18 protein-coding genes are annotated in these 22358 nt (G+C 72.4%); 3 read left to right on the top strand and 15 right to left on the bottom strand.

What is annotated here, in order from left to right; all coding sequences use genetic code 11:
• Positions 1-72: 72 nt before the first annotated feature.
• Entirely contained in the window at positions 73-1554 is a 1482-nt protein-coding gene (gene nsdA / locus ABD371_RS04600; RefSeq protein ID WP_344472961.1) for a transcriptional repressor NsdA, read from the bottom strand.
• Between the two features lie 469 nt (positions 1555-2023).
• On the opposite strand from nsdA, the gene ABD371_RS04595 reads away from it, so the two are divergent.
• Positions 2024-2686 (top strand): bifunctional DNA primase/polymerase, encoded by a 663-nt coding sequence (locus tag ABD371_RS04595; RefSeq protein WP_344472958.1) that lies wholly within the window; start codon positions 2024-2026, stop codon positions 2684-2686.
• Between the two features lie 300 nt (positions 2687-2986).
• Here the strand turns inward: ABD371_RS04595 and ftsY are convergent, their stop codons facing one another.
• A complete protein-coding gene (ftsY, locus tag ABD371_RS04590; RefSeq protein ID WP_344472956.1) occupies positions 2987-4213 on the bottom strand; it encodes a signal recognition particle-docking protein FtsY in 1227 nt (408 codons plus the stop codon).
• Between the two features lie 119 nt (positions 4214-4332).
• Between ftsY and ABD371_RS04585 the strand changes: the two genes are divergently transcribed.
• Positions 4333-5571, top strand: a complete 1239-nt coding sequence (locus ABD371_RS04585) for a GNAT family N-acetyltransferase (RefSeq protein WP_344472954.1) — start codon at positions 4333-4335, stop codon at positions 5569-5571.
• Positions 5572-5626: 55 nt separating this feature from the next.
• On the opposite strand, the gene ABD371_RS04580 is transcribed toward ABD371_RS04585, so the two are convergent.
• The 4 genes from ABD371_RS04580 to ABD371_RS04565 all read right to left on the bottom strand — a co-directional run bounded on the left by ABD371_RS04580 (position 5627) and on the right by ABD371_RS04565 (position 11809).
• Complete coding sequence (locus tag ABD371_RS04580) at positions 5627-7048, bottom strand: sugar porter family MFS transporter (RefSeq protein WP_344472952.1); 1422 nt, start codon at positions 7046-7048, stop codon at positions 5627-5629.
• A gap of 148 nt (positions 7049-7196) precedes the next feature.
• Positions 7197-10754 carry a chromosome segregation protein SMC gene (gene smc / locus ABD371_RS04575; protein ID WP_344472950.1) on the bottom strand — a complete coding sequence of 1186 codons (3558 nt, stop codon included), beginning with the start codon at positions 10752-10754 and terminating at the stop codon, positions 7197-7199.
• Positions 10755-10914: 160 nt separating this feature from the next.
• A complete protein-coding gene (locus ABD371_RS04570; protein ID WP_153486296.1) occupies positions 10915-11133 on the bottom strand; it encodes a hypothetical protein in 219 nt (72 codons plus the stop codon).
• 394 nt (positions 11134-11527) lie between these two features.
• A complete protein-coding gene (locus ABD371_RS04565) occupies positions 11528-11809 on the bottom strand; it encodes an acylphosphatase (RefSeq protein WP_190125171.1) in 282 nt (93 codons plus the stop codon).
• A gap of 200 nt (positions 11810-12009) precedes the next feature.
• Between ABD371_RS04565 and ABD371_RS04560 the strand changes: the two genes are divergently transcribed.
• The gene (locus ABD371_RS04560) at positions 12010-12891 is read left to right on the top strand and encodes a CAP domain-containing protein (RefSeq protein WP_344472946.1); all 882 of its coding nucleotides are present in this window, start codon (positions 12010-12012) and stop codon (positions 12889-12891) included.
• Between the two features lie 22 nt (positions 12892-12913).
• On the opposite strand, the gene mutM is transcribed toward ABD371_RS04560, so the two are convergent.
• From mutM to ABD371_RS04515, 9 genes are all read right to left on the bottom strand, one after another.
• Complete coding sequence (mutM, locus tag ABD371_RS04555; RefSeq protein ID WP_344472944.1) at positions 12914-13783, bottom strand: bifunctional DNA-formamidopyrimidine glycosylase/DNA-(apurinic or apyrimidinic site) lyase; 870 nt, start codon at positions 13781-13783, stop codon at positions 12914-12916.
• A 178-nt stretch (positions 13784-13961) separates the two neighbouring features.
• Positions 13962-14873: a ribonuclease III gene (rnc, locus tag ABD371_RS04550; RefSeq protein WP_344472942.1), complete on the bottom strand. Its 912-nt coding sequence runs from the start codon at positions 14871-14873 to the stop codon at positions 13962-13964.
• A 19-nt stretch (positions 14874-14892) separates the two neighbouring features.
• On the bottom strand, positions 14893-15066 hold the full coding sequence (gene rpmF / locus ABD371_RS04545) for a 50S ribosomal protein L32 (protein WP_043229344.1): 174 nt from the start codon (positions 15064-15066) through the stop codon (positions 14893-14895).
• A gap of 2 nt (positions 15067-15068) precedes the next feature.
• Positions 15069-15740 carry a YceD family protein gene (locus ABD371_RS04540; protein WP_190125168.1) on the bottom strand — a complete coding sequence of 224 codons (672 nt, stop codon included), beginning with the start codon at positions 15738-15740 and terminating at the stop codon, positions 15069-15071.
• 162 nt (positions 15741-15902) lie between these two features.
• Positions 15903-17141 (bottom strand): F0F1 ATP synthase subunit B, encoded by a 1239-nt coding sequence (locus ABD371_RS04535; RefSeq protein ID WP_344472937.1) that lies wholly within the window; start codon positions 17139-17141, stop codon positions 15903-15905.
• 142 nt (positions 17142-17283) lie between these two features.
• A complete protein-coding gene (coaD, locus tag ABD371_RS04530) occupies positions 17284-17763 on the bottom strand; it encodes a pantetheine-phosphate adenylyltransferase (protein WP_344472933.1) in 480 nt (159 codons plus the stop codon).
• Between the two features lie 26 nt (positions 17764-17789).
• Positions 17790-18392, bottom strand: a complete 603-nt coding sequence (gene rsmD, locus ABD371_RS04525; protein ID WP_344472931.1) for a 16S rRNA (guanine(966)-N(2))-methyltransferase RsmD — start codon at positions 18390-18392, stop codon at positions 17790-17792.
• 86 nt (positions 18393-18478) lie between these two features.
• Positions 18479-20677 (bottom strand): ATP-dependent DNA helicase RecG, encoded by a 2199-nt coding sequence (gene recG / locus ABD371_RS04520; protein WP_344472929.1) that lies wholly within the window; start codon positions 20675-20677, stop codon positions 18479-18481.
• Between the two features lie 41 nt (positions 20678-20718).
• Positions 20719-22314: a DAK2 domain-containing protein gene (locus tag ABD371_RS04515; protein WP_344472926.1), complete on the bottom strand. Its 1596-nt coding sequence runs from the start codon at positions 22312-22314 to the stop codon at positions 20719-20721.
• Between the last annotated feature and the right edge of the window lie 44 nt (positions 22315-22358).

The following is a 22358-nucleotide window of genomic DNA, read 5'->3' as shown; positions in this document are numbered from 1 at the left end:
ACGGTGTTTCACGACGATGACGAAGACGTGTCGGGTGTTACACGGCCATGAACGGCAGGTGAGGAGGGGGGCTCAGACGGCCTCGGCGGCTTCGGCGGCCCCGGGGAGCTGGGTGGTGAGGAGGTCGGTGAAGCGCACCACCTCGGCCACGTCCCGGTACTCCCGGGCGGCGGTGTCGACGGTCTTGCGGAGCCGGGTGTTGACCCGCTCGGAGCGGACCCGCTTGGCCACGGTGAGCGCCTGCGAGGCCAGCTCGGTGGCGTGCTCGGGCTCGCGCTTGAGGAGGTGGACCGTGGCCATGCCGATCAGATTGAGCGCGTAGGACCGCTGGTGCACCTCGTCCCGCTCGAACAGCTCTACGGCGCGCGCCATGACCGGCTCGGCGAGGGAGGCGTAGGTGGGGCTGCGCCCGGCGACATAGGCGAGATCGCGGTAGGAGTGGGCGTTCTCCCCGTTCAGCTCGGCCTCGGAGAAGAAACGGATCCAGTCGGGCTCCGACTCTCCGTCGGCCCCGGCGTCGGAGAAGGAGTCCTCGGCCATCCGGACGGCCCTCTTGCACTTGCTGGGGTGGCCCATATTGGCGTAGGCGCGGGCCTCCATCGCGTACAGCATCGCCTGGGTGCGGGCGGTGGCGCAGTCCCGGCTGCCGTACTGGGCGAGATGGATCAGCTCCAGGGCGTCCTCGGGGCGGCCCAGATGGATCATCTGGCGGCTCATCGCGGAGAGGATGTACGAGCCGAGGGGCTTGTCGCCGGCTTCCTTCGCCGCGTGGAGCGCGAGGACGAAGTACTTCTGCGCGGTCGGCTGGAGTCCGACGTCGTAGCTCATCCAGCCGGCGAGCTGGGCCAGCTCGGCGGCGCAGACGAAGAGACGGCGGCGGGTGGCTTCGGGGTGCGACTCCTGGAGCAGATCGGTCACCTCGTGGAGCTGGCCGACGACCGCCTTGCGCCGCAGACCGCCGCCGCACTGGGCGTCCCACTCCCGGAACATCACGGTGGTGGACTCCAGCAGTTGCAGCTCGATCCCGGAGAGCCGGGAGGTGAGGGGCACGACCGGGGCGGCCGGCGCGGCGGCCGGGACCCCGCCGGGGGTGGGCACCAGCCAGCGCTGCATGGGCTCGACCAGGGCCGGGCCCGCGGCGAGCGCCAGCGACGCGCCGAGGAAGCCGCGCCGGGCCAGCATCAGATCGCTGCGGGAGAATTCGCTGAGCAGGGCGACGGTCTGGGGGCCCGCCCAGGGGAGGTCGACCCCGGAGACCGAGGGCGACTGATGGGCGGTGCGCAGCCCCAGCTCCTCGATGGCGACGACGGTGCCGAAGCGCTCCGAGAACAGCTCGGAGAGGATCCTCGGGATCGGCTCGCGCGGCTGCTCCCCGTCCAGCCAGCGCCTGACCCGTGAGGTGTCGGTGCTGATGTGGTGCGCGCCCAGCTCGCGGGCCCGGCGGTTCACCTGGCGCGCCAGCTCGCCCTTGGACCAACCGCTGCGCACGAACCACGAGCCCAGCTGCTCGTTCGGGCGCTTGCCGGTATTCGCACCGGCGCCGCTGCCGTCCACTGAGAAGCCCCCATCCGTCAGACCCTGAATGCTCGAACCCTTGTCAGAATGCCGTGCGCTCGGGCTGTCTGTCCGCAGGCCGCACTCTCCCTGCCAGAAGCCTGCACATACCGTCTGCAAAGCCCGCGCGGGACCAGGAGTCGCCTCGGGGTCATACCCAGGTGCGCGCGCGTACTCACCGGGCTCGCACACCGAAAGTAATCCTACGATCACCCGGCTGCGAGAGGGTTCCGCCAAACGCCACCATTCGCCACCCCTTCGAATGAACTCCCCTGCCGCCAGGCACGATTCACTTGACACACGACGACCGGAAGCCGGCGGACCAGTGCGTCCACCGGAGCGCGGCACCTCCCGCACTCCCCCTCGCGCCACTGTGCGCCGCCCCAGCTACACCTGTCGCGACACTGTGTTACGGGGAGACTTCGGGTCGTAACCACCGGCGACACGACCCGTTGGAGGGGGCATGGGCATGGGCTTCACGATCGGCAGCAGCCGGGGCATCAGGGACATCCGGTCCGGCTCGCGACGCCGTGGCCGCACGGCGGAGTGCACCGTGGTGGCCGAGTACACAGGGCTCTGGGGGTGGTCGGTCGTCCCCGGAGCGCGCGCGGTGTCCGGCGGATGCTCCTGCGACAGCCCGGACTGTGCCTCCCCGGGGGCGCATCCGCTGCCGTACGCGGCCGAGATCCCGGCGGGCGCGACGCTGGACGAGGTCGCCGCCGCCTGGGCGGGGTTCCCCGGGGCGACCCTGCTCCTTCCCGTGGGCCGCTCCTTCGACATCCTGGACGTCGCCGCGCCGGCCGGCCGGCGGGCGCTGGTGCGGCTGGAGCGGATGGGGCTGCCGCCCGGCCCGGTGTCCCAGACGCCGGACGGCCGCTGCCAGTTCTTCGTCGCACCGGGCGCGGCGGCCGACCTCCCGGCGCTGCTGTACCGGATGGGCTGGGACGACGCGGATCTCGATCTGCACTGCCTGGGCCCCGGCGACCACATCACCGCCCCGCCCTCGGACCACGCGGGCCTGGGCCCGGTCGACTGGCTCAGGCCGCCGTCCCTGGACACGGCGGCGGCCCCGCCCGCGGCCAGGCTGCTGCTCGGGACCCTGGCGTACATCTGCCACCGCTCGGCGGCCTAGGTCGTTTCTTACGGATCTGGCTGGATCAGGGAGCGGGGCCTGGTGCGTGCGATCGCAAGGCGGAGGATGGGGGCACCTCCCGGGCGAAGCCCAGGGGGAGAGCCCACGCGGTGGGGGTACCTCCCGGGCGAAGCCCAGGGGGCCGTAGGCGACTGACGACAACGCGGCGAGAGTGCGTGCCAGGCCCCGCGAGCCCAGCAAGATCCGTAAGAGACGACCTAGGGCCGGGGTACGGGAAGCGCCCGCCGGGCCGGGGATCCGGTCCGACGGGCGCTTCGGGGCAGGGCGCTTCCCGCCCGGTCAGTCGCCGATCAGGGCGTCGACGAACGCCTCCGGCTCGAAGGGCGCGAGGTCGTCCGGGCCCTCGCCCAGGCCGACCAGCTTCACCGGCACGCCCAGCTCGCGCTGGACCGCGACGACGATGCCGCCCTTGGCGGTGCCGTCGAGCTTGGTCAGGACGATGCCGGTGATGTTCACGACCTCGGCGAAGACCCGCGCCTGCACCAGGCCGTTCTGGCCGGTGGTGGCGTCGAGGACGAGGAGGATCTCGTCCAGCGGGCCGTGCTTCTCCACGACGCGCTTGACCTTGCCCAGCTCGTCCATCAGACCGGTCTTGGTGTGCAGCCGGCCCGCCGTGTCGATCAGCACCACATCGGCGGCCTCGGCGATGCCCTCCTTGACCGCGTCGAAGGCGATCGACGCCGGGTCGCCGCCCTCCGGCCCGCGCACGGTGCGCGCGCCGACCCGGTCGCCCCAGGTCTGGAGCTGGTCGGCGGCGGCGGCGCGGAAGGTGTCGGCGGCCCCGAGGACGACCGAGCGGCCGTCCGCGACCAGGACCCGGGCGAGCTTGCCGGTGGTGGTGGTCTTGCCGGTGCCGTTGACGCCGACGACCATGACGACGGCCGGGGTCTCCAGGCCGCTCTCGGTCCTCACCGCGCGGTCGGCCTCGGTGCCGACGAGGGTCAGCAGCTCCTCGCGGAGCAGGGTGCGCAGCTCGTCGGGGGTACGGGTGCCGAGCACCCGGACCCGCTCGCGCAGCCGCTCGACCAGTTCCTGGGTGGGCGCGACGCCGACGTCCGCGATGAGGAGCGTCTCCTCGATCTCCTCCCAGGTGTCCTCGTCGAGGTGCTCGCGGGAGAGCAGGGTGAGGAGTCCCTTGCCGAGCGAGTTCTGCGAGCGGGCGAGCCGGGCGCGCAGCCGGACCAGCCGGCCGGCGGTCGGCTCGGGGACCTCGATCTCGGGGGCCGGGGGCGCGGCGACGACCGGGTCCTCGACCGCCGCGGGGGCTCCGGCGGCCTCGTCGGCCGGCGGGAGCTCGACCTCTTCGACGGTGCGGCGTGGCTCTTCCCGCGGTGTCTCCGCCTCGTCGCCGACATGCGGCTCGGCGGGTGGAGCGGTGATGGTCGGCGCGGACGAGGGGGCCGATGGCGGCAGCTGCTTCTTCTTGCGGCTGCTGATCACGAGCCCGCTGATCGTGACGCCGACGGCGACCAGGGCGATGACTACGGCAAGGATGACGAATTCCATAACCCACCCAGTATCGGTCACACCCCGCCGGGGCAAGTCGGCCACACCCCGGGCGGCGCGCCCGGCCTGGCGGAAAACCCGGATGACTCGCGCGAGCCGGTCGGGCTAGCGTCCTGTGCATGACCGCCCTGGAATACCGGACCATCCCGGAGGCGCACCTCGAACGCGCCCTGGACCTGCACTATCTCGTCTTCCTTCAGAAGGATGTGGAGGACGAGCCCCGCAAACTCCACCACGAGATCCTGGCGCACTGCGAGCGGATCGGGGCCTATGACGGGGACGAGCTGGTCGGGCTGCTCGCCGCCCATCCGCTGAAGCTCTCGGTGCCCGGCTCGGAGCTGCCCTGCGCGGGGGTGACCTTCGTCTCGGTGGCTCCCACCCACCGCCGCCGGGGTGTCCTGAGCGGAATGGTCGACGAGCTGTGGCGGCGCTGCGCGGCGGCCGGGCAGCCGCTGGCCGCGCTGTGGGTGTCGGAGACGGGGATCTACGGCCGGTTCGGCTTCGAGCCGGCGACCCGCTCGTACACGGTGGAGATCGACACGGACCGTCCGCTGGAGCTGCGGATCGAGCCCGACGCCCGTCCGCTGCGGCTGGTGGCGGCCGAGGACGCCCCCACCGTGATCGGCCCCCTGCACTCCGCCGCGCGCTCCGAGCGCGCGGGCCGGGTGGCGCGGGACGACTTCTGGTGGCGTACGCACGTCTTCCGGAAGGACGACGAGGAGAACGACGAGCTGAGCCCCCCTCGGGTGGTGACCGTCGGGGAGAAGGGCGCGGAGCCGGCGGGCTATGTCTACTACCGCACCATGAGCGACAGCGAGGGCCGGGGCACCGTCCATCTCCAGGAGCTGGAGGCCGACTCCCCCGCCGCGGCGGCCGCGCTGTGGCGGTACGTGACCTCGATCGACCTGGTCGACAAGGTGCGCGCGTGGGGCCGGCCGCTGGACGATCCGCTGCTGCGGCTCTCCGCCGACCGCGACCAGGTGCGGATCACCCAGGAGTTCCCGGCGCTGTGGCTGCGGGTGGTCGACGTGCCCGCCGCGCTGGCGGGGCGGGCCTGGTCGGCCCCGGCGGAGCTGGTGCTGGAGGTGACCGACGCGGGGCTGCCCGCCAACGCCGGGCGGTACCGGGTCTCCGTCGAGCGCGCCGGGGACGGTTTCGCCGCCCGGGTCTCCCGTACCGGGGACGCGGCGGATCTCACCCTCGACGTACGGGAACTCGCCGCCGTCTACCTCGGTGACATCGAACCGGCGGAGCTGGTCCGGGCCGGGCTGGTCGCCGAGCACACCCCGGGGGCGGCGGAGCTGCTGGGCCGGGCCTCGCGCACCGGGCTGCTGCCGCACACCACGGACGAGTTCTAGAAGAGCCGCCCTCCCCGCCGCCGGCACTCCCGGGGGCAGGGAGGGCTTTCTTCGCTCAGCCCATCTCCTCCAGCGCCTTGCCCTTGGTCTCCCTGACGAAGAGGAGGACGAAGGGGATGGAGAGCACCGCGAAGGAGGCGTAGATGATGTACGTCGCCGAGAGATTCCACTCGGACAGGCTCGGGAAGCTCACGGTGATGGCCCAGTTGGCGATCCACTGCGCGGACGCGGCGACGCCGAGCGCGGCGGCGCGGATGCGGTTGGGGAACATCTCGCCGAGGAGGACCCAGACCACCACGCCCCAGGAGAGCGCGAAGAACAGCACGAAGACATGGGCGGCGACCAGGGCCACGGTGCCCTGGAGGCTGGGCAGTTTGCCGTCCACCAGGTCGGCGGAGAAGGCCCAGGCCTCGAAGGCCAGGGCGATCGCCATGCCGGTCGAGCCGATGAGGGCGAGCGGTTTGCGGCCGATCCGGTCGACCAGGACCATCGCGATCACGGTGCCGATGATGTTCACGATCGATGTGGTGAACGAGTAGAAGAAGGAGCTCGTCGGGTCGATGCCCACGGACTGCCAGAGCGTGGACGAGTAGTAGAACGCCACATTGATGCCCACGAGCTGCTGGAAGACCGAGAGCCCGATGCCCACCCAGACGATGGGCAGGAAGCCGAGGCGCGAGCCGAGGAGATCCTTGAAGGTCGACTTGTGCTCGCTGCGCATCGCGTGGTCGATCTCCGCGACCCGGGCGTCCAGGTCGGCGTGTTCGCCCTCGACCTCCGCGAGGACCTTCTTGGCCCGGTGGACCTTGCCGACGGAGATCAGATAGCGGGGCGACTCGGGGATCGCGAAGGAGAGCAGCCCGTACAGCAGGGCCGGCACCACCATGACGCCGAGCATCCACTGCCAGGCCTCCAGGCCGAGGAGTTCGCCGCGCTGGTCCCCGTCGGCGAGCTGGAGGATGCCGAAGTTCACCAGTTGGGAGACGGCGATGCCGATGACGATCGCGGCCTGCTGGAAGGAGGCGAGCCGGCCCCGGTAGGCGGGCGGGGAGACCTCGGCGATGTAGGCGGGGCCGATGACCGAGGCCATGCCGATGGCGAAGCCGCCGACGACGCGCCACATCGCCAGGTCCCACAGGGCGAACGGCAGTGCCGAGCCGACCGCGCTGACGGTGAAGAGCAGGGCCGCGATCCGCATGCAGGCGATGCGCCCGATCCGGTCCGCGATCCGGCCGGCGGTGGCCGCGCCGATCGCGCAGCCGATCAGCGCGATGGCGATGACCTGCGCGAGTTCCCCGGAACCGATGGCGTAGCGGTCGCGGATGGCCTCCACCGCGCCGTTGATGACCGAGCTGTCGTATCCGAAGAGGAAGCCGCCCATCGCGGCGGACGCCGTGATGAAGATGACATGCCCGAGATGTTCGGGGTGGGCCTCGCGGGCCCCCGGGGCCGGGGGCGGCTGCGCACTGCTGGTCACATGTACTCCTGGGGCCGGTTGCTCGTGGACCGCCGACGGCGCGGCCGGGGAGGGGGCGCGGCCGGAGAGGGCGAGCCCTTCCAGTGGCGCACGGCCCGGGTCGCGTCACCACCGGGGTGGGCTGTCGGCGTGAGAGCGGCCGGGGAGATCAGCGCAGGCGCTGGCCGATGACCTTGGAGACGCCGTCGCCCTGCATGGAGACGCCGTACAGCGCGTCCGCGACCTCCATCGTCCGCTTCTGGTGGGTGATCACGATCAGCTGGGAGGACTCCTGGAGCTCCCGCATGATCCCGATGAGCCGCTGAAGGTTGGTGTCGTCGAGTGCCGCCTCGACCTCGTCCATGACATAGAACGGGCTCGGCCGGGCCTTGAAGATCGCCACCAGGATCGCGACGGCGGTCAGGGAGCGCTCGCCCCCGGAGAGCAGGGAGAGCCGCTTGACCTTCTTGCCGGGCGGCCGGGCCTCGACCTCCACGCCCGTGGTGAGCATGTCGGAGGGGTCGGTCAGCACGAGTCGGCCCTCGCCGCCGGGGAAGAGCCGCGCGAAGACTCCTTCGAACTCGCGGGCCGTGTCCCGGTACGCCTCGGTGAAGACCTGTTCGACGCGCTCGTCCACCTCCTTCACCACCTGAAGAAGATCGGTTCGGGTCTTCTTCAGATCCTCCAGCTGCTCGGAGAGGAACCGATGGCGCGCCTCCAGCGCCGCGAACTCCTCCAGGGCCAGCGGATTCACCTTTCCCAGCTGCTGATGGGCCCGTTCGGCCGACCTCAGCCGTCTTTCCTGATCGCCGCGTTCAAAACGCCCGGGCCGGTTGCGGGGGTGGTCCGGGTCCTTCGGAAGCTCCTCCCCCTCGGCCGGCGGGGCGGGCGGTACGGGCTGGTCGGGGCCGTACTCGGCGATCAGCGCGGCCGGTTCCACGCCCAGTTCCTCCAGGGCCCGGCTCTCCAGCTGTTCGATCCGCAGCCGCTTCTCCGCGCCGAGGACTTCGCCCCGGTGCACGGAGTCGGTGAGCTTGTCCAGCTCGCCCTTGAGTTCGCGGCCCCGGGCGCGGGCCGCCGTCAGCTCGCCCTCCCGCGCGGCCTTCGCCGTCTCGGCGGCGGTGCGCTCGGTCCCGGCGCGTACGAGGGAGACCTCGGCGTGCGCGAGCAGCAGCCGGGCTCCGGCGGCCACGGCGGTGGCGACGGCGGCCTCGTGGCGGAGCCGGGCGCGCCGCAGCCCGGCGCGGTGCCGGGCGTCGCGTTCGGCGCGGGCCGCGCGGTCGAGCGCGTCGGCCCGGCCCGTCAGGGCCTTCACCCGCTCCTCGTGGGTGCGGACCTGGAGCCGGGCCTCCATCTCGGTCTGGCGGGCGTTGGCTCCGTCGGCGGCGAGCCGGTCGCGCGCCTGGGTGTCGGGCTCCGCCTCGGCGGGGGCCTCCTCGGCGACGAGGAGGCGTTCGGCCAGTTCGTCCGCCTCCCGGCGGGCCTCCTCCAGCGCCCGTCCCGCCCTGGCGACGGCGGCCCGGGTGCGCTCGGACTCCTCCTCGGCCGCGCGCGCCTGCCCGGCGAGCCGGCCCAGCCGTCCGGAGACGGCGGACTTCTCCCGGTCGGCGGTACGCCGCAGCCCGTCCAGCTCCTCGACGAGCGCGGCGCACCCGGCGCGGCGTGTTCTCGCCCGCTCCTCGGCCAGGGCGGACTCCTCGCACCGCGCGGCCAGTTCCGCCAGTTCGGCGGCGGCCTCGTCGACGGCCGCCCGCACCTCGAGGAGGCTGGGCGCACCCGCCGAGCCGCCCCGTGCGAAGTGCGCGCCGAGCACATCGCCCTCGGCGGTCACGGCGGTGAGCCGGGGCCGCGCGTAGACAAGTTCCTCGGCGTCCTCCAGGGTGGGCACGACGACGAATCCGGCGAGCAGCCTTCGTACGGAGGCCATCAGCTCCTCGGGTCCGCGCACCAGCTCCGCGGCGTACGGCCGGCCGATCCCCGGGGCGGGCCCGTCCTCGGCGGCCCCGGGCGCGCCCGCGAGGAGTATCGAGGCGCGGCCCGCGTCGGACTTGCGGAGCAGGCGCAGCGCCTCGGCGGCCGTCGCCGGGTTGGCGACGGCGACCGCGTCGGCCGCCGCGCCCAGGGCGGCGGCGACCGGGATCTCCTGTCCGGGGGTGACCGTCAGCAGTTCGGAGGCCGGTCCGAGCAGTCCGCCGATACGATCCTTCGCGGCCAGCAGCGCGCCGGTGCCGTCCTTGCGGCGCAGGCCCAGGGCGAGGGCGTCGCGGCGGGCGGCGACGGCGGCGTGCTCGCGCTCGGCGGCGGTGCGGGCCTCGCGCGCCGCGTTCAGTCCGCTCTCCGCCGCGGCGGACTCCCGGCGGGCGGTGTCATGGCGTTCGCCCAGCTCGGTGTCCTCGGCGTCCAAGCCGTCCACCTCGGCGCGGAGCCGCTCGTGCTCCTCCCGGGCGGCGGACGCCCGCTCCCCGGCCTCCTGGTGGGCGGCGGAGAGCCGGTCGATCTCGGCCTGGGCGGAGGCGGTCCGGCCCCGGGCGGCGGCGACCCGGCCGCCGAGCCGGGCGAGGCCCTCGCGCCGGTCGGCGATGGCCCGGGCGGCGTCCCTCAGCCGGCGCTCCTCGTCGGCGAGGTTCCGCTCCAGGTCCGCGCGGTGGGCGACGGTGTCCTCCAGCGCGCCCCGGGCGGCCTCCAGCGCGGCGAGCAGTTCGGCCTCCCGCTCCCGGATCCGGGCGGCCTCCTGCTCCATGTCCTGCGGATCCCGGCCGGGGCGTTCCTCCGCCGGGGGCGCGGTGGCGCTGCGGACCCGGGCGTCGGCGAGGGAGATCGTGCCGCGCACCCGCTCGGTCAGCCGGGAGAGTTCGTGCCAGTCGCGCTCGGCGTCGCGCAGCCGGGGCGCGAGCCGCCGTACGGTCTCCTCCAGCTCGCTCTCGCGGGCGCCCGCCCGGCTCAGCTCGGCCTCCGCGCTCTCCTTCCGCGCCTTGAGGGCCGCCTCGTCGGCGATCTCGGCGGCGAGGGCGGTGCGCAGCCGCAGCAGGTCGTCGGCGAGCAGCCGGAGCCGGGCGTCGCGCAGCTCCGCCTGGACGACGGCGGCCCGGCGGGCGACGGCGGCCTGCCGTCCGAGCGGTTTGAGCTGCCGGCGCAGTTCGTCGGTGAGGTCCTGCACCCGTGCGAGGTTGGCCCGCATCGCGTCCATCTTCCGCAGCGCCTTCTCCTTGCGCTTGCGGTGCTTGAGCACTCCGGCGGCCTCCTCGATGAAGGCGCGCCGTCCCATGGGGTCGGCGTGGAGCACGGAGTCCAGGCGGCCCTGTCCGACGATGACATGCATTTCCCGGCCGATGCCGGAGTCGGAAAGGAGTTCCTGGATATCGAGGAGGCGGCAGGTGTCGCCGTTGATCTGGTATTCGCTGCCGCCATTGCGGAACATGATCCGCGTGATGGTGACCTCGGTGTAGTCGATGGGGAGCGCGCCGTCGGAGTTGTCGATCGTGAGGGATACCTCGGCCCTGCCGAGCGGCGGCCGGCCGGTCGTCCCGGCGAAGATGACGTCTTCCATCTTTCCGCCGCGCAAAGATTTCGCACCCTGCTCTCCCATGACCCAGGAGAGGGCGTCCACGACATTCGACTTGCCGGAGCCATTGGGGCCCACGACACAGGTGATGCCCGGTTCGAACCGAAGTGTCGTGGCGGACGCGAAGGATTTGAAACCGCGCAGGGTCATGGCCTTGAGGTGCACGCAGCCGGACTCTACCTTCAGCGGGCGGTTTCACCCGTGAAGGCGTGGGGCACATCAGACGTAGGCGTGGGGTGACGATGGCACAGGGGGAAAAGAAAGAAGGGACGCCGAGGCGTCCCTTGCATATCTCGCGCGATGGATCTCAAGCGGACCGCCGTGCTCAGGTGAGCGCGGGCTCCGCCTGCGGTACGTCGATGTCGATGCCGTCAAGCAGCGACTCTCCGGGGTGCTGAGCGACGGCAGCGCTCAGCGCGTCATTCTCGGACTGGATCCGTACGAGTTCGGATTCGAGGTCCTGGACGCGCTGCTGGAGCCGTCGCATCTCGGCGAGGAGTCGCGGGTCAGAACCGCCGACGTAACCGAGAAGCGCCTTTGCCATGATGGATGGTCCTCCACACTGAGTGACCGACCGATGCGGTGTGGGTCGTGAGGGATTCGCACCCGCGGTGCTCGACAGTGCTCTGGTACTGCTCTATCGCTGCGGTTCTTACTGCCAAACAGCTAAGGTGCGCGGGGATTCCAGAGTCTCACCAAAAAGTTTGACGGTCAACACGATCACGCCCCGTACGGGTGGGTCGACCGGGTGGCTCTCATCCGCCGTACCTATGGCGGAGGGCTCTGCTCCGGGGCCCTGGGGGCGTGCGGATCTTCCTTACCGCCGCATCCTGGCACGGTTGGCCTTTAACGGCAACCACCTGCTTGTTTCCGCGTTCGGCGGGGGCTCGCGGACCGTGCCCCGGCGGCCTCGGGGACGCCGGGGGCAGGGGGGTCCGTCAGCGGATCGCGAAGCCTTCGTAACCGCCGCGGGGCGTGTCCCATATCTCAGTCACACCGTCGACACGGCCGGGTGTGTCGTCGGAGCGCAACCACTCCAGCAGACGGTGGCAATTCTCACGTGGCCCCTCCGCGACAATCTGCACCCTGCCGTCGTCGAGATTGAGGGCGAATCCGGTGAGCCCCCCGATCTCCAGAGCGTTTGCCCTGGTAAACCATCGAAAGCCCACTCCCTGTACTCGACCGCGTACCCAAGCGGTGAGCCGTGCCGCATCGTTCATGAGTGCACGTTAGCCGCTCGGCCGCCCATTCGATTTCCTCATGCTCCCCTTCCGCCTCACGCGTCATGGCGTACAGTCCGGTCGCAATGAACCTCACCCGTTCGGGTGATCCGGTCTTCTCGTTCAACCGATGCGGGGCCGGAGTGCGACCGGCATACGACGGAGCGGTGCGCCCGTCGAGTACGAGGAAGGCACAGCAGATGGGACGCCATCGTCGTCGCTCCACCAAGCGTGCGGTCAGGCCCGTTCGCACAGGACTGCTCGGCGCGTCCGCCGCCATGGCGGTGGGGGCGGTGGCCGTGGCCTCCGGCCTGCTGCCGGGCGGCGACACCTATACGACGGGCGGCGACAGCGTCCCCGGCACCCAGGTCCGCAGCGGCGGTTCCGCGACGCTCCAGACCCAGGGCGACGCCTCCGGCGAACCTTCCCGCGCCGGCACCGGCGCCATCCCGGCCCCCGCGCACGCGCCCTCCAGGACCCCCTCCCCCAAGACCTCGGCACCGCCGTCGGCGAAGCCCTCGGAGCGGAGCGGCGCCCCCGAGCGGAAGACGGCCGTCCCGAAGCAGAGAACCGCGAGCCCGAAGGAGAAGGTGCCGGACCGCACCGAGGAGCGCGCCTCCGACCGCTCGGCCGAGCGCAGCGCTCCGCCCCGGCAGTCGTCCGCGCCCGCGAAGCCCTCCTCGCCCGCGCCCTCGGCGCCCTCCGGCACGGCGGCCGAGGCCGAGGTGCTCGCGCTGGTGAACGAGGAGCGCGCCAAGGTGGGGTGCTCCCCGGTCGGCTTCGACTCCTCGCTGGCACGGCTCGCGGGCGACTTCAGCTCCGACATGGCCGCCCGGGGCTTCTTCTCGCACACCGACCCCGACGGCGACACCCCCTGGGACCGGGCCGAGCGCGCGGGCGTGACCAATCTCGGCGGCGAGAACATAGCCCGGGGGCAGGCGGACGCCGGCGCGGTGATGAACTCGTGGATGAACAGCGAGGGACACCGCGCGAACATCCTCAACTGCGACTACAAGACGCTGGGCGTCGGTGTCCACCTGGGCGACGGCGGCCCGTGGTGGACCCAGAACTTCGGCTTCTGAGCCCTTCCGGGCCGAGCGCCGGCTACGCCGAGGAGCGCGCGGGCCTCGGCGGGCGCTGACAGCGCGGGCAGAAATAGCTGGACCGGTTCATCCAGGGCCGCCGCCGGATCGGAGTGCCGCAGCGGTGGCAGGGCTCCTCCTCGCGCCCGTAGGCGTCCAGCGAGCGGTCGAAGTATCCGGACTCGCCGTTCACATTCACGTACAGACTGTCGAAGCTGGTGCCGCCGGCCGCCAGAGCCGCGTTCATCACGTCCCGTACATGACAGAGCAGCTCGGTGGAGCGGGCCCGGCCGATGCCCGCCGTCGGGCGCTCGTAGTGGAGCCTGGCGCGCCAGAGCGCCTCGTCCGCGTAGATATTGCCCACACCGCTGATCAGCGACTGGTCGAGCAGGGCGCGTTTCACGGTGGTGCGCCGCAGCCGCAGCGCGGTGTGGAAGGCGTCGTCGTCGAAAGCGGGGTCGAGCGGGTCGCGGGCGATGTGCGCGATGACGTCGGGCAGCCCGTCGGGGGTGTTGTCGTGGAGCGAGAGCCCGCCGAAGGTGCGCTGGTCGACGAAGCGCAGCTCGGTGCCGAGCGAGTCGTCGAAGCTGACCCTGACCCGCAGATGCTTCTCGTCGGCGGCGTCCTCCGGCTGGACCAGGAGCTGACCGCTCATGCCCAGATGGCCGAGGATGGAGGAGTCGGTGTCGGCGAGCGGCAGCCAGAGGTACTTGCCCCGGCGGCGGGCGATGCCGACGCTGTGGCCCTTGAGCCGGGCGGCGAAGTCCTCGGCTCCGGCCGGATGACGGCGGACGGCTCGCGGGTGCAGCACACGCACCTCCGCGATGGTCCGGCCGCTGACCCAGCGCTGGAGTCCTCGGCGTACGACCTCGACCTCGGGCAGCTCGGGCACGGGGCTCCTTGGGGAAACGCTCACGGTGACGCCCGCAGCGTACCGCCCTGTGGGCGGACACCGGTCATCGGGGACCGGACAGCAGGGGCGGACACCGGGGGGAAACGGCCGGGGCCCCCGCGCTCCCGGAGAGATCTCCGGGGGCGCGGGGGCCCCGGTGCGACGGGACGGACGGAGCTCAGGCCGTGGCCCGGTCCGTCCGTTCCCGCTCTTCCTGCTCTTCCCGCTGTTCCTGGGAGCCGCTGTCCCCGGCGGCGTCCGGGGACACCTCGGGGACGGCCTCGGCATCGGTCGTCACCGCTGTCGCGGGTCCGGCCTCGGCCTCGGCCTTCGCCGTCTCGGCCCGCAGGTCCGCAGCGGCACGGATCTCCCGCCAGGCGGATTCGGCGGCCTGCTGCTCCGCTTCCTTCTTGCTGCGGCCGGTGCCGGTGCCGTACGAGACACCACCGACGCGGGCGGCAGCTGTGAAGGTCTTCTCGTGGTCCGGACCCGTCTCGGTGACGAGATACTCCGGGACCCCGAGTCCCTCGGCGGCGGTCAGCTCCTGGAGACTGGTCTTCCAGTCCAGGCCCGCACCGAGGTTCGACGACTTCTCGATCAGCGGATCGAAGAGCCTGTGCACCAGTTCGGACGCCGCTTCGAGCCCCTGGTCGAGGTAGACCGCGCCGATCACCGCTTCCAGGGTGTCGGCGAGGATGGACGCCTTGTCCCTGCCGCCCGTGCCCTCTTCACCCCGGCCGAGCCGGATGAAGAGTCCGAGTTCCAGCCCACGGCCGACCTGTGCCAGCGCACGCGAGTTGACCACCGCGGCCCGCAGTTTGGCCAGCTGGCCCTCCGGCAGATCGGGGTGGGTCCGGTAGAGGGTGTCGGTGACCACCAGTCCGAGCACGGAGTCCCCGAGGAACTCCAGCCGCTCATTGGTGGGCAGGCCGCCATTCTCGTACGCGTACGACCGATGGGTCAGCGCACGCACCAGAAGGGCGGACTCGAGTTGATACCCGAGCCGCCCTTCCAGAAGCGTGTGGGACGAGGCTGCGTTGACTGTTTTGCTGGCGTCTTCCTGCTTCTTGGCATTGGACAGCTCAGACATCGGGCCTCTCACCAGCCACTCAGACCGCGAGGACCTGGCGCTTGTTGTAGGTGCCACAGCTAGGGCACGCGATGTGCTGCAGCTTCGGCTCCTGGCAACGCTCGCACGAAACCAGGGTGGGGACCGCAGCCTTCCACTGCGACCGGCGGTGGCGCGTGTTGCTGCGCGACATCTTCCGCTTCGGAACAGCCACGGCTACTTCTCCTGCTTCTCGTCGACGCCCGGTTCGGCGCCGCTCATGTTGTCCTTCTCGCCGTCCTTGACGGTTTCGGCGAGTCCTTGCAGTGCCGCCCAACGGATGTCGAGGGCATCGTGGTGGTGGTCCGGGTCGTCGTCCAGCCTGATTCCGCACTGGGCGCAGAGACCGGCACAGTCCTCCCGGCACACCGGCTGCATCGGCAGTGCGAGCACCACCGCATCACGCAGCACGGGCTCGAGGTCGAACAAGCCGTCCTCAAGAGGGAAGATGTCTTCGTCCTCGGCGTCGTCGCCGGGCTCCGCAGCGCGGCTGCGGCCCCGGTCGTCGGCGTCGGGGTACGTGTACATCTCCTGGAAGTCCGCCGCGACATCGAGGCGCAGCGGCTCCAGACACCTTACGCACTCCCCCTCGGCCGACGCACGGGCGGTGCCTGTGACAAGCACCCCTTCCATGACCGACTCCAGGCGGAGGTCCAGCTCGACGCTCTCGCCCTCAGGCACGGCGACGACCCCTTCGATCCCGAAGACGGCCGGTGAGCCGGGTGCCGGGACCGTGCGGGACAGCCGCTGGAGCGCGCCGGGACGCCGGCCCAGCTCGTGCGTGTCGAACACGAGGGGGTTTCGGTGGTCGAGGCGGGCGTTCAGGGCTTTTCCTGCTTTCGGGATCATGCTGCTGGGGGGAGAGGCCACCACCCCCGAAAAGCGTCGGGGGAGAGGTGGGCAGCCGGAATCGCGTGACTACGCGCGACCGAAGAGCCAGGATACTGGACAGCTCGCCATAGACCCAATCCGGCCTCGGACGATGCCCCGCCGCCCACCCCGCTCCCGGTGTCAGTGCCCCTGTTCGTAGCGGCGCAGCTCATCGAGGTCGATCATGCTGGTGTCGAAGAAACTGGTCTCGTCGAGGGCCGCGCCCGGCTGCTGGGGCGGCTGCGGGGCGTGCTCGGGCGGCAGCGGTACGTGCCGCTGCTGCTGCGGCACCTCCTGGTACGCGTAGGGGTCCGGCTGTCCGTACCGCTGCTCGTACCCCTGCTGCTCATATCCCTGCGCCGGGTATCCCCGCTGCTCGTAGCCCTGGCCCTGGCCCTGCCGCTGGTCCTGGTAGGCCGCGTAGGGATCGGGCTGGTCCTGGCGGTACTCGCCGTAGGCGGGCTGCGACGGGAAGCCGGCGAAGGGGTCCGGCTGGGGCGCGGCCGAGGGCTCCGGCAGGTGCAGCGGCGGGGCCGGCGGGGGCTCCGGGGCGTGCGGCACGGCGGTCGCGGGCTCGGGGAGGTGGAGGGGCGGGGCGGGGCGGGGCGGGGCCGGCGGGCGGGAGTCCCGACTCCGCCGGGGTTCCGGATCGGCCAGTTCCGCGAGGCCGGCCAGATACTCCGCGTCACTGGAGTGGAGGTGGGAGGCGCCCGCCGCGTCCTGGGCCGCCATGTGCTCGCCCAGGGCGTCGCCGGTGGTGCGCCCGTGCAGCTTCTGCCGGCCGCGCCCGACCGCCTCCAGGGTCTTGGAGAGCACCGCCTCGAACGCGCCGAGCTTGGCGTCCACGTACTCGTCGGCGCGGTGGACCAGGGTCTGGGGGTCGGCGCTGTACTCGGGGGCCTCGGCGTCGGGGAAGCCGTCCTGGTCGAGGCCGGGGCCCCGGCCCAACAGCTTCTCGCGGCCCCGGTCGACGGAGCCGATGGTCTTGGTGAGGACGACCTCGAAGTTGGCGAGCTTGGAGTCGACGTAGTCGTCGGCCTCGGCCCTGATCTCCTCCGCCTCGCGGCGGGCGTCGGCGAGGATGCGGTCCGCCTCGTCCTGGGACTGCCGGGCGACCTGGGTGTCGGAGACCAGCGAGCCGCGCTCGGCGCGCGCGCCCTCCAGGATCCGCTCGGCCTCGTGACGGGCCTCGGCGACCAGCTGCTCCCGGCCGCCGATCAGCTCCCGCGCCTGCGCCAGCGAGCCGGGCAGCGCCTCCCGCACCTCTTCGAGCAGGGCGAGCAGCTCGGCGCGGTTGACCACACAGGACGCCGACATGGGCATGGAGCGGGCGCTCCCGACCGTCCGGACGATCTCATCGAGCTTCTTCTGCACGTCCACCGTGGTCCGCCACTCTCTGCCTGATACGTCTGAGCCGCGTCCGCCGCTCGGGGGCGGACGGGAAGACTGTACGGCGAGCGGGAGCCCCTGTGACACCGGTCGCCCCGCCGTCAGTTGGGGCGCTCCCGTCCCTGTCCGGGGGTCAGTTGCCGGCGAGGCGGTCGACGAGGGCCTCGTGGACGGCGCGCGGCAGCAGGTGGGAGACGTCGCCGCCCCAGGCGGCGACCTCCTTGACCAGGCTGGAGGAGAGGAAGCTGTAGGTGGGGTTGGTGGGGACGAAGAGGGTCTCCACCCCCGAGAGGCCGTTGTTCATCTGGGCCATCTGGAGTTCGTAGTCGAAGTCGCTGACCGCCCGCAGGCCCTTGACGATGGCCGGGATGTCGCGGTCCTTGCAGAAGTCGACCAGGAGTCCGTGGTGGGACTCGACGGAGACGTTCCCGTACTCCGAGGTCACCTGGCGGATCAGGTCCATCCGCTCGTCGACGGTGAACAGGCCCTTCTTGGACTGGTTGATCATCACCGCGACATGCACGACGTCGTACAGCTTGGAGGCGCGGGCGATGATGTCGAGGTGTCCGTTGGTGATGGGGTCGAACGACCCCGGACAGACTGCGCGGCGCACTGGGAATTCCTCGCTCTCCGGCCCGCTCATGGGGCGTCTTCGCACGTAGAAGCCTCGTCGCAGACAGAGGCGGCGCGACCGTACCAAAGCGTCGCCTCGCCGTAGCGACGGGCCCGCAGTGGTTCGAATCCCCGCGGCCAGCCGAAGGTTCCGCCCCTGGTGCTGCGTTCCACCGTGACGAGCGTGTCACCCGTGAGCCAGCCCTGAGTGCGGAGTGTGAGGAGGATCTCCCGAAGATCGTCGTCGGTGACGGCGTACGGCGGGTCGAGGAAGACCACGTCGTAGGGCTCCTCGGGGGCCGGTCCCGTCACGATCTGTTCCGCTTTGCCGGTGCGGACCTCCGCGCCGGGCAGGGCGACGGCGCGGGCGTTCTCCCGGACGACGCGGGCCGCCCGGGCGTCCGCCTCGACCAGCAGGGCGTGGGAGGCCCCCCGGGAGAGCGCCTCCAGGCCGACCGCGCCGGATCCCGCGTAGAGATCGGCGACCCGCAGTCCTTCGAGCGTGCCGAGGAACGCCTCCCAGCTGGAGAAGAGGCCCTCGCGAGCGCGGTCGGACGTGGGGCGGGTGCCGGTGCCGGGCGGTACGGCGAGGCGGCGTCCGCCGGCCGTACCGGCGATCACGCGGGTCATCTCGGTCCTTACGCAGTCGAGGTCTGATCGGGGGCCCGTCGGGCCCCTCGTTCGATCAGTCTCTCAGCTCGCCGCCGGGACGGCTCTCAGCCCTTGTCGAGATAGCTCTCGCGCTCCTTGTCCAGCAGTGCGTCCAGCGCCAGCCGCAGCGGCCCGGAGCGCTCCAGCTCCGGGTCCTCGCGCACCACCTTGACGGCCTCCTCGCGGGCGGCGGCGATGATCTCCTCGTCCTCGATGACGGCGAGCATCCGCAGCGAGGAGCGGGCCCCGGACTGGGCCTGGCCGAGGACATCGCCCTCGCGCCGCTGCTCCAGGTCGATCCGGGAGAGCTCGAAGCCGTCGAGGGTGGCGGCGACCGCGCCGAGCCGGGCCCGGGCGGGGGAGGCCTCGGGCATCTCGGTGACCAGCAGACACAGGCCGGGGGCGGAGCCCCGGCCGACCCGGCCGCGGAGCTGGTGCAGCTGGGAGACGCCGAAGCGGTCGGCGTCCATGATCACCATCGCGGTGGCGTTGGGCACGTTCACCCCGACCTCGATGACGGTGGTGGCGACGAGGACGTCGACTTCCGCGGCGGCGAACCGGCGCATCACGTCGTCCTTGTCGTCGGGGTGCATCCTGCCGTGGAGCACTTCGACGCGCAGCCCGGCGAGCGGTCCCCGGGAGAGCTCCTCGGCCAGGTCGAGCACGGCGATCGGGGGGCGTTTGCCGTCCTCCTCGGGGGCCGCCTTCTTCTTCGGCTTCTCGTCCTCGCCGTCGCCGATGCGGGGGCAGACCACATACGCCTGGTGGCCCTTGCCGACCTCCTCGCGGACCCGCTCCCAGGCGCGCGCCAGGAAGTGGGGCTTGTCCTGGGCGGGGACCACATGGCTGGCGATCGGGGAGCGGCCGGCCGGGAGCTGGTCCAGCACCGAGGTCTCCAGATCGCCGAAGACGGTCATGGCGACGGTGCGCGGGATGGGGGTGGCCGTCATCACCAGCAGATGCGGGGGCTGCTTCCCCTTGGAGCGCAGGGCGTCGCGCTGCTCCACGCCGAAGCGGTGCTGCTCGTCCACCACGACCAGGCCCAGATCGTGGAACTGGACCTTGTCCTCGATCAGGGCGTGGGTGCCGATGACGATGCCCGCCTCGCCGGTGACCAGGTCGAGCAGGGCGGTACGGCGTCCGGCGGCGCCCATCGAGCCGGTCAGCAGCACCACCTTGGTGGCGTGCTCGACGCTGCCGAGCGTCCCGCCCTCGGCCAGCTCGCCCATCATCTCGACGATGGAGCGGTGGTGCTGCTGGGCGAGGACCTCGGTGGGCGCGAGCATCGCGGCCTGGCCGCCCGCGTCCACCACGGCGAGCATCGCGCGGAGGGCGACCAGGGTCTTGCCGGAGCCGACCTCGCCCTGGAGCAGCCGGTGCATCGGGTGCTCGGTCGCCAGGTCGTCGAAGATCTCGCCGGTGACCTTCCGCTGTCCGTCGGTGAGGGTGAAGGGGAGCTTGGCGTCGAAGGCGTCCAGGATGCCGCCGGCGGACGCGCGCCGGGCGACGGCGGGCAGCTGGGTCTCGGCGAAGCGGCGGCGGGCGAGCGCCACCTGGAGGACGAAGGCCTCGTCCCACTTCAGCCGTGCCCTGGCGTCCTCGATGTCGGCCCTGGTGTGCGGGCGGTGCACCTTGAGCAGCGCCTCGGGCAGGGAGACGAAGCCCCGGCCCTCGCGCAGCGCTTCGGGCAGCGGGTCGGCGGCCTCGCCGGCGCGCGGGAGCACCGCGTCGACCGCCTTGGCGATCTTCCAGGACTCCATGCCCTTGCAGGCGGGGTAGATGGGGATGAGCGCGCCCGCCCAGGATTCGACGTCCACCGCGTCGTCCTCGCCGCCGAGCTTGGCGTAGGACGGGTGGGCGAGCTGGAGCCGGCGGTTGAAGACCGAGACCCGGCCGGCGAACATCGCCCGGCTGCCCGGCAGCAGATCCTGGTGCGGCTTGTGGACGCCCCGGCCGAAGAAGACCAGCTGGAGCCTGCCGCTGCCGTCGGTGATGGTGACCTCCAGCCGCTTCCCCCGGCCGCCGTTGAAGGTGTGCACCCTGGCGTCGGCGACCTGGGCCACCACGGTGACGTCCTCGTCGAGCGGCAGTTCGGCGAGGCGGGTGAGCTGGCCCCGCTCCTCGTACCGCCGGGGGTAGTGGTGGAGCAGGTCCCCCACGGTGTGCAGGCCGAGCTGCTCGGCGAGCACCTTGGCGGTGGCGGGTCCGAGTGTCCTCTTCAGAGGCTCGTTCAGGGGTTCGTCAGGCACGGGCACGCGGTCCATTGCACACCACGGCACTGACAGCCGCCATCACCGGCGGCCGGTCACTCGACGCCGATCAGCAGCAGGGCGGAGCCCCGGCCGCCCTCGTACACGACCGTGTCCACGGCCAGATAGGTGTCGCGGACATGGCGTTCGAGACGGGCCGGGAAGGCCGCCGGTTCGGGGAGCGCCTCGCCGAGCACCAGGGTGACCAGCTCGCCGCCGGCGGCGAGCATCCGGTCCAGGACGGCGGTCGCGGTCGCGGTCAGATCGGTGCCGATGACCGCGACATCGCCGTCTATCAGGCCGAGCACGTCCCCGGCCTGGCAGATCCCGGCCGAGGTCCAGGACTGCCGCTCGGCCACCGTCAGCTCCGCGTAGCGGGTGGCCCCGGCCGCCGCCGTCATCGCGACCACGTCCTCGTCGAAGCGGCGGCCGGGCTCGTGGACGGCGAGCGCGGCGATGCCCTGGACGGCCGCGCGGGTGGGGACGAGGGCGACCCTGATCCCCTCGGTGCGGGCCTGTTCCGCGGCGGCCGCGGCGGGGTGGCGCAGTTCGGCCGCGTTGGGGAGCAGGACCACCTCCCGGGCGTGCGCGCGGCGGATCGCGTCGACCAGTTCGCCGCTGGCGGGCGGCTCCCCGGGCCGGGCCAGGACCGTCGTCGCGCCCGCGCGTCCGCAGACCTCCGCGAGCCCCTCCCCCGGCACCACCACGACGACGGCCCGCTGAACGGGTTCCGGGAGGTGGGCGGCCGGCTGCGCGCCGTCGAAGTGGGTGATCCGGATCCGGTACGGGCGTCCCGCCTCCACCCCGGCCTCCACGGCCGCGCCGGCGTCGTCGACGTGCACATGGACGTTCCACAGGCCGTCGCCGCCGACCACGACGAGCGAGTCCCCGAGGGCGTCGAGCCGGCTCCGCAGCCCGGCGACGGCTTCGTCGGCCGCCTCCAGGAGGTAGATCACCTCGAAGGCGGGCCCGTCGGCGGCGCAGGGTCCGGTGGTGACGGCGGTGCCTCTGGCCGGGGCCGGGAGGGGGGCGGGGGCCTGGCCCGAGACGGCCTCGACCAGCGCTCCGAGGACCGCGAGCAGCCCCCGGCCGCCCGCGTCCACGACTCCCGCGCGGCCGAGGACGGCGAGCTGGCCCGGGGTGGCCTCAAGGGCGGCGGCGGCCCCGTCGTAGGCGGCGCGGGCGGCCCGGCCGTCGTCGCCCGCCGCCCGGGCGGCGGCGTCGGCGGCGGCCGAGGCCACGGTCAGGATGGTGCCCTCGACGGGGTGGGCGACCGCCTCGCGGGCGAGGTCGGCGGCCCGGCGCAGCGCTCCGGCGAGCCGGTCGCCCTCGCCGATGCGCTCCGCGACGCCCCGCAGCAGCTGGGCGAGGATCGTGCCGGAGTTGCCCCGCGCGCCGATCAGGGCTCCGTGCGCCATGGCGCGGGCCACGTCGGCGACGCCGGGCGAGGAGGCGCCGGTCTCATGGGCGGCGAAGACGGCCTCCACGGCCTGGGCGGCCGATTCGAGGGTCAGATAGAGATTGGTGCCGGTGTCGCCGTCCGCGACGGGATAGACGTTGATCGCGTCGATCCCGTCGCGCTCCCGGCCGAGCGCGTCCAGGGACCGGGCGCACCAGACGCGTACCGCCGGGGCGTCGAGATTCTGCGGCACCTGGTGGTCCTCCTTGAGCGGCCGGGCGGGCGGGAACGGCCCGG

Origin of the sequence: Streptomyces amakusaensis (genome assembly GCF_039532665.1) — a bacterium.
GTDB classification, from domain to species: Bacteria; Actinomycetota; Actinomycetes; order Streptomycetales; family Streptomycetaceae; genus Streptomyces; species Streptomyces amakusaensis.
This window is presented reverse-complemented; position numbering and strand designations above follow the sequence as displayed.

Coding starts and splice junctions, on each gene's coding strand:
- ABD371_RS04595 (WP_344472958.1), top strand. CDS start 2,024: ATGGGCTTCACGATCGGCAGCAGCCGGGGCATCAGGGACATCCGGTCC.
- ftsY (WP_344472956.1), bottom strand. CDS start 4,213: ATGGAATTCGTCATCCTTGCCGTAGTCATCGCCCTGGTCGCCGTCGGC.
- ABD371_RS04585 (WP_344472954.1), top strand. CDS start 4,333: ATGACCGCCCTGGAATACCGGACCATCCCGGAGGCGCACCTCGAACGC.
- ABD371_RS04570 (WP_153486296.1), bottom strand. CDS start 11,133: ATGGCAAAGGCGCTTCTCGGTTACGTCGGCGGTTCTGACCCGCGACTC.
- ABD371_RS04565 (WP_190125171.1), bottom strand. CDS start 11,809: ATGAACGATGCGGCACGGCTCACCGCTTGGGTACGCGGTCGAGTACAG.
- ABD371_RS04560 (WP_344472946.1), top strand. CDS start 12,010: ATGGGACGCCATCGTCGTCGCTCCACCAAGCGTGCGGTCAGGCCCGTT.
- rnc (WP_344472942.1), bottom strand. CDS start 14,873: ATGTCTGAGCTGTCCAATGCCAAGAAGCAGGAAGACGCCAGCAAAACA.
- ABD371_RS04540 (WP_190125168.1), bottom strand. CDS start 15,740: ATGATCCCGAAAGCAGGAAAAGCCCTGAACGCCCGCCTCGACCACCGA.
- rsmD (WP_344472931.1), bottom strand. CDS start 18,392: ATGACCCGCGTGATCGCCGGTACGGCCGGCGGACGCCGCCTCGCCGTA.
- recG (WP_344472929.1), bottom strand. CDS start 20,677: ATGGACCGCGTGCCCGTGCCTGACGAACCCCTGAACGAGCCTCTGAAG.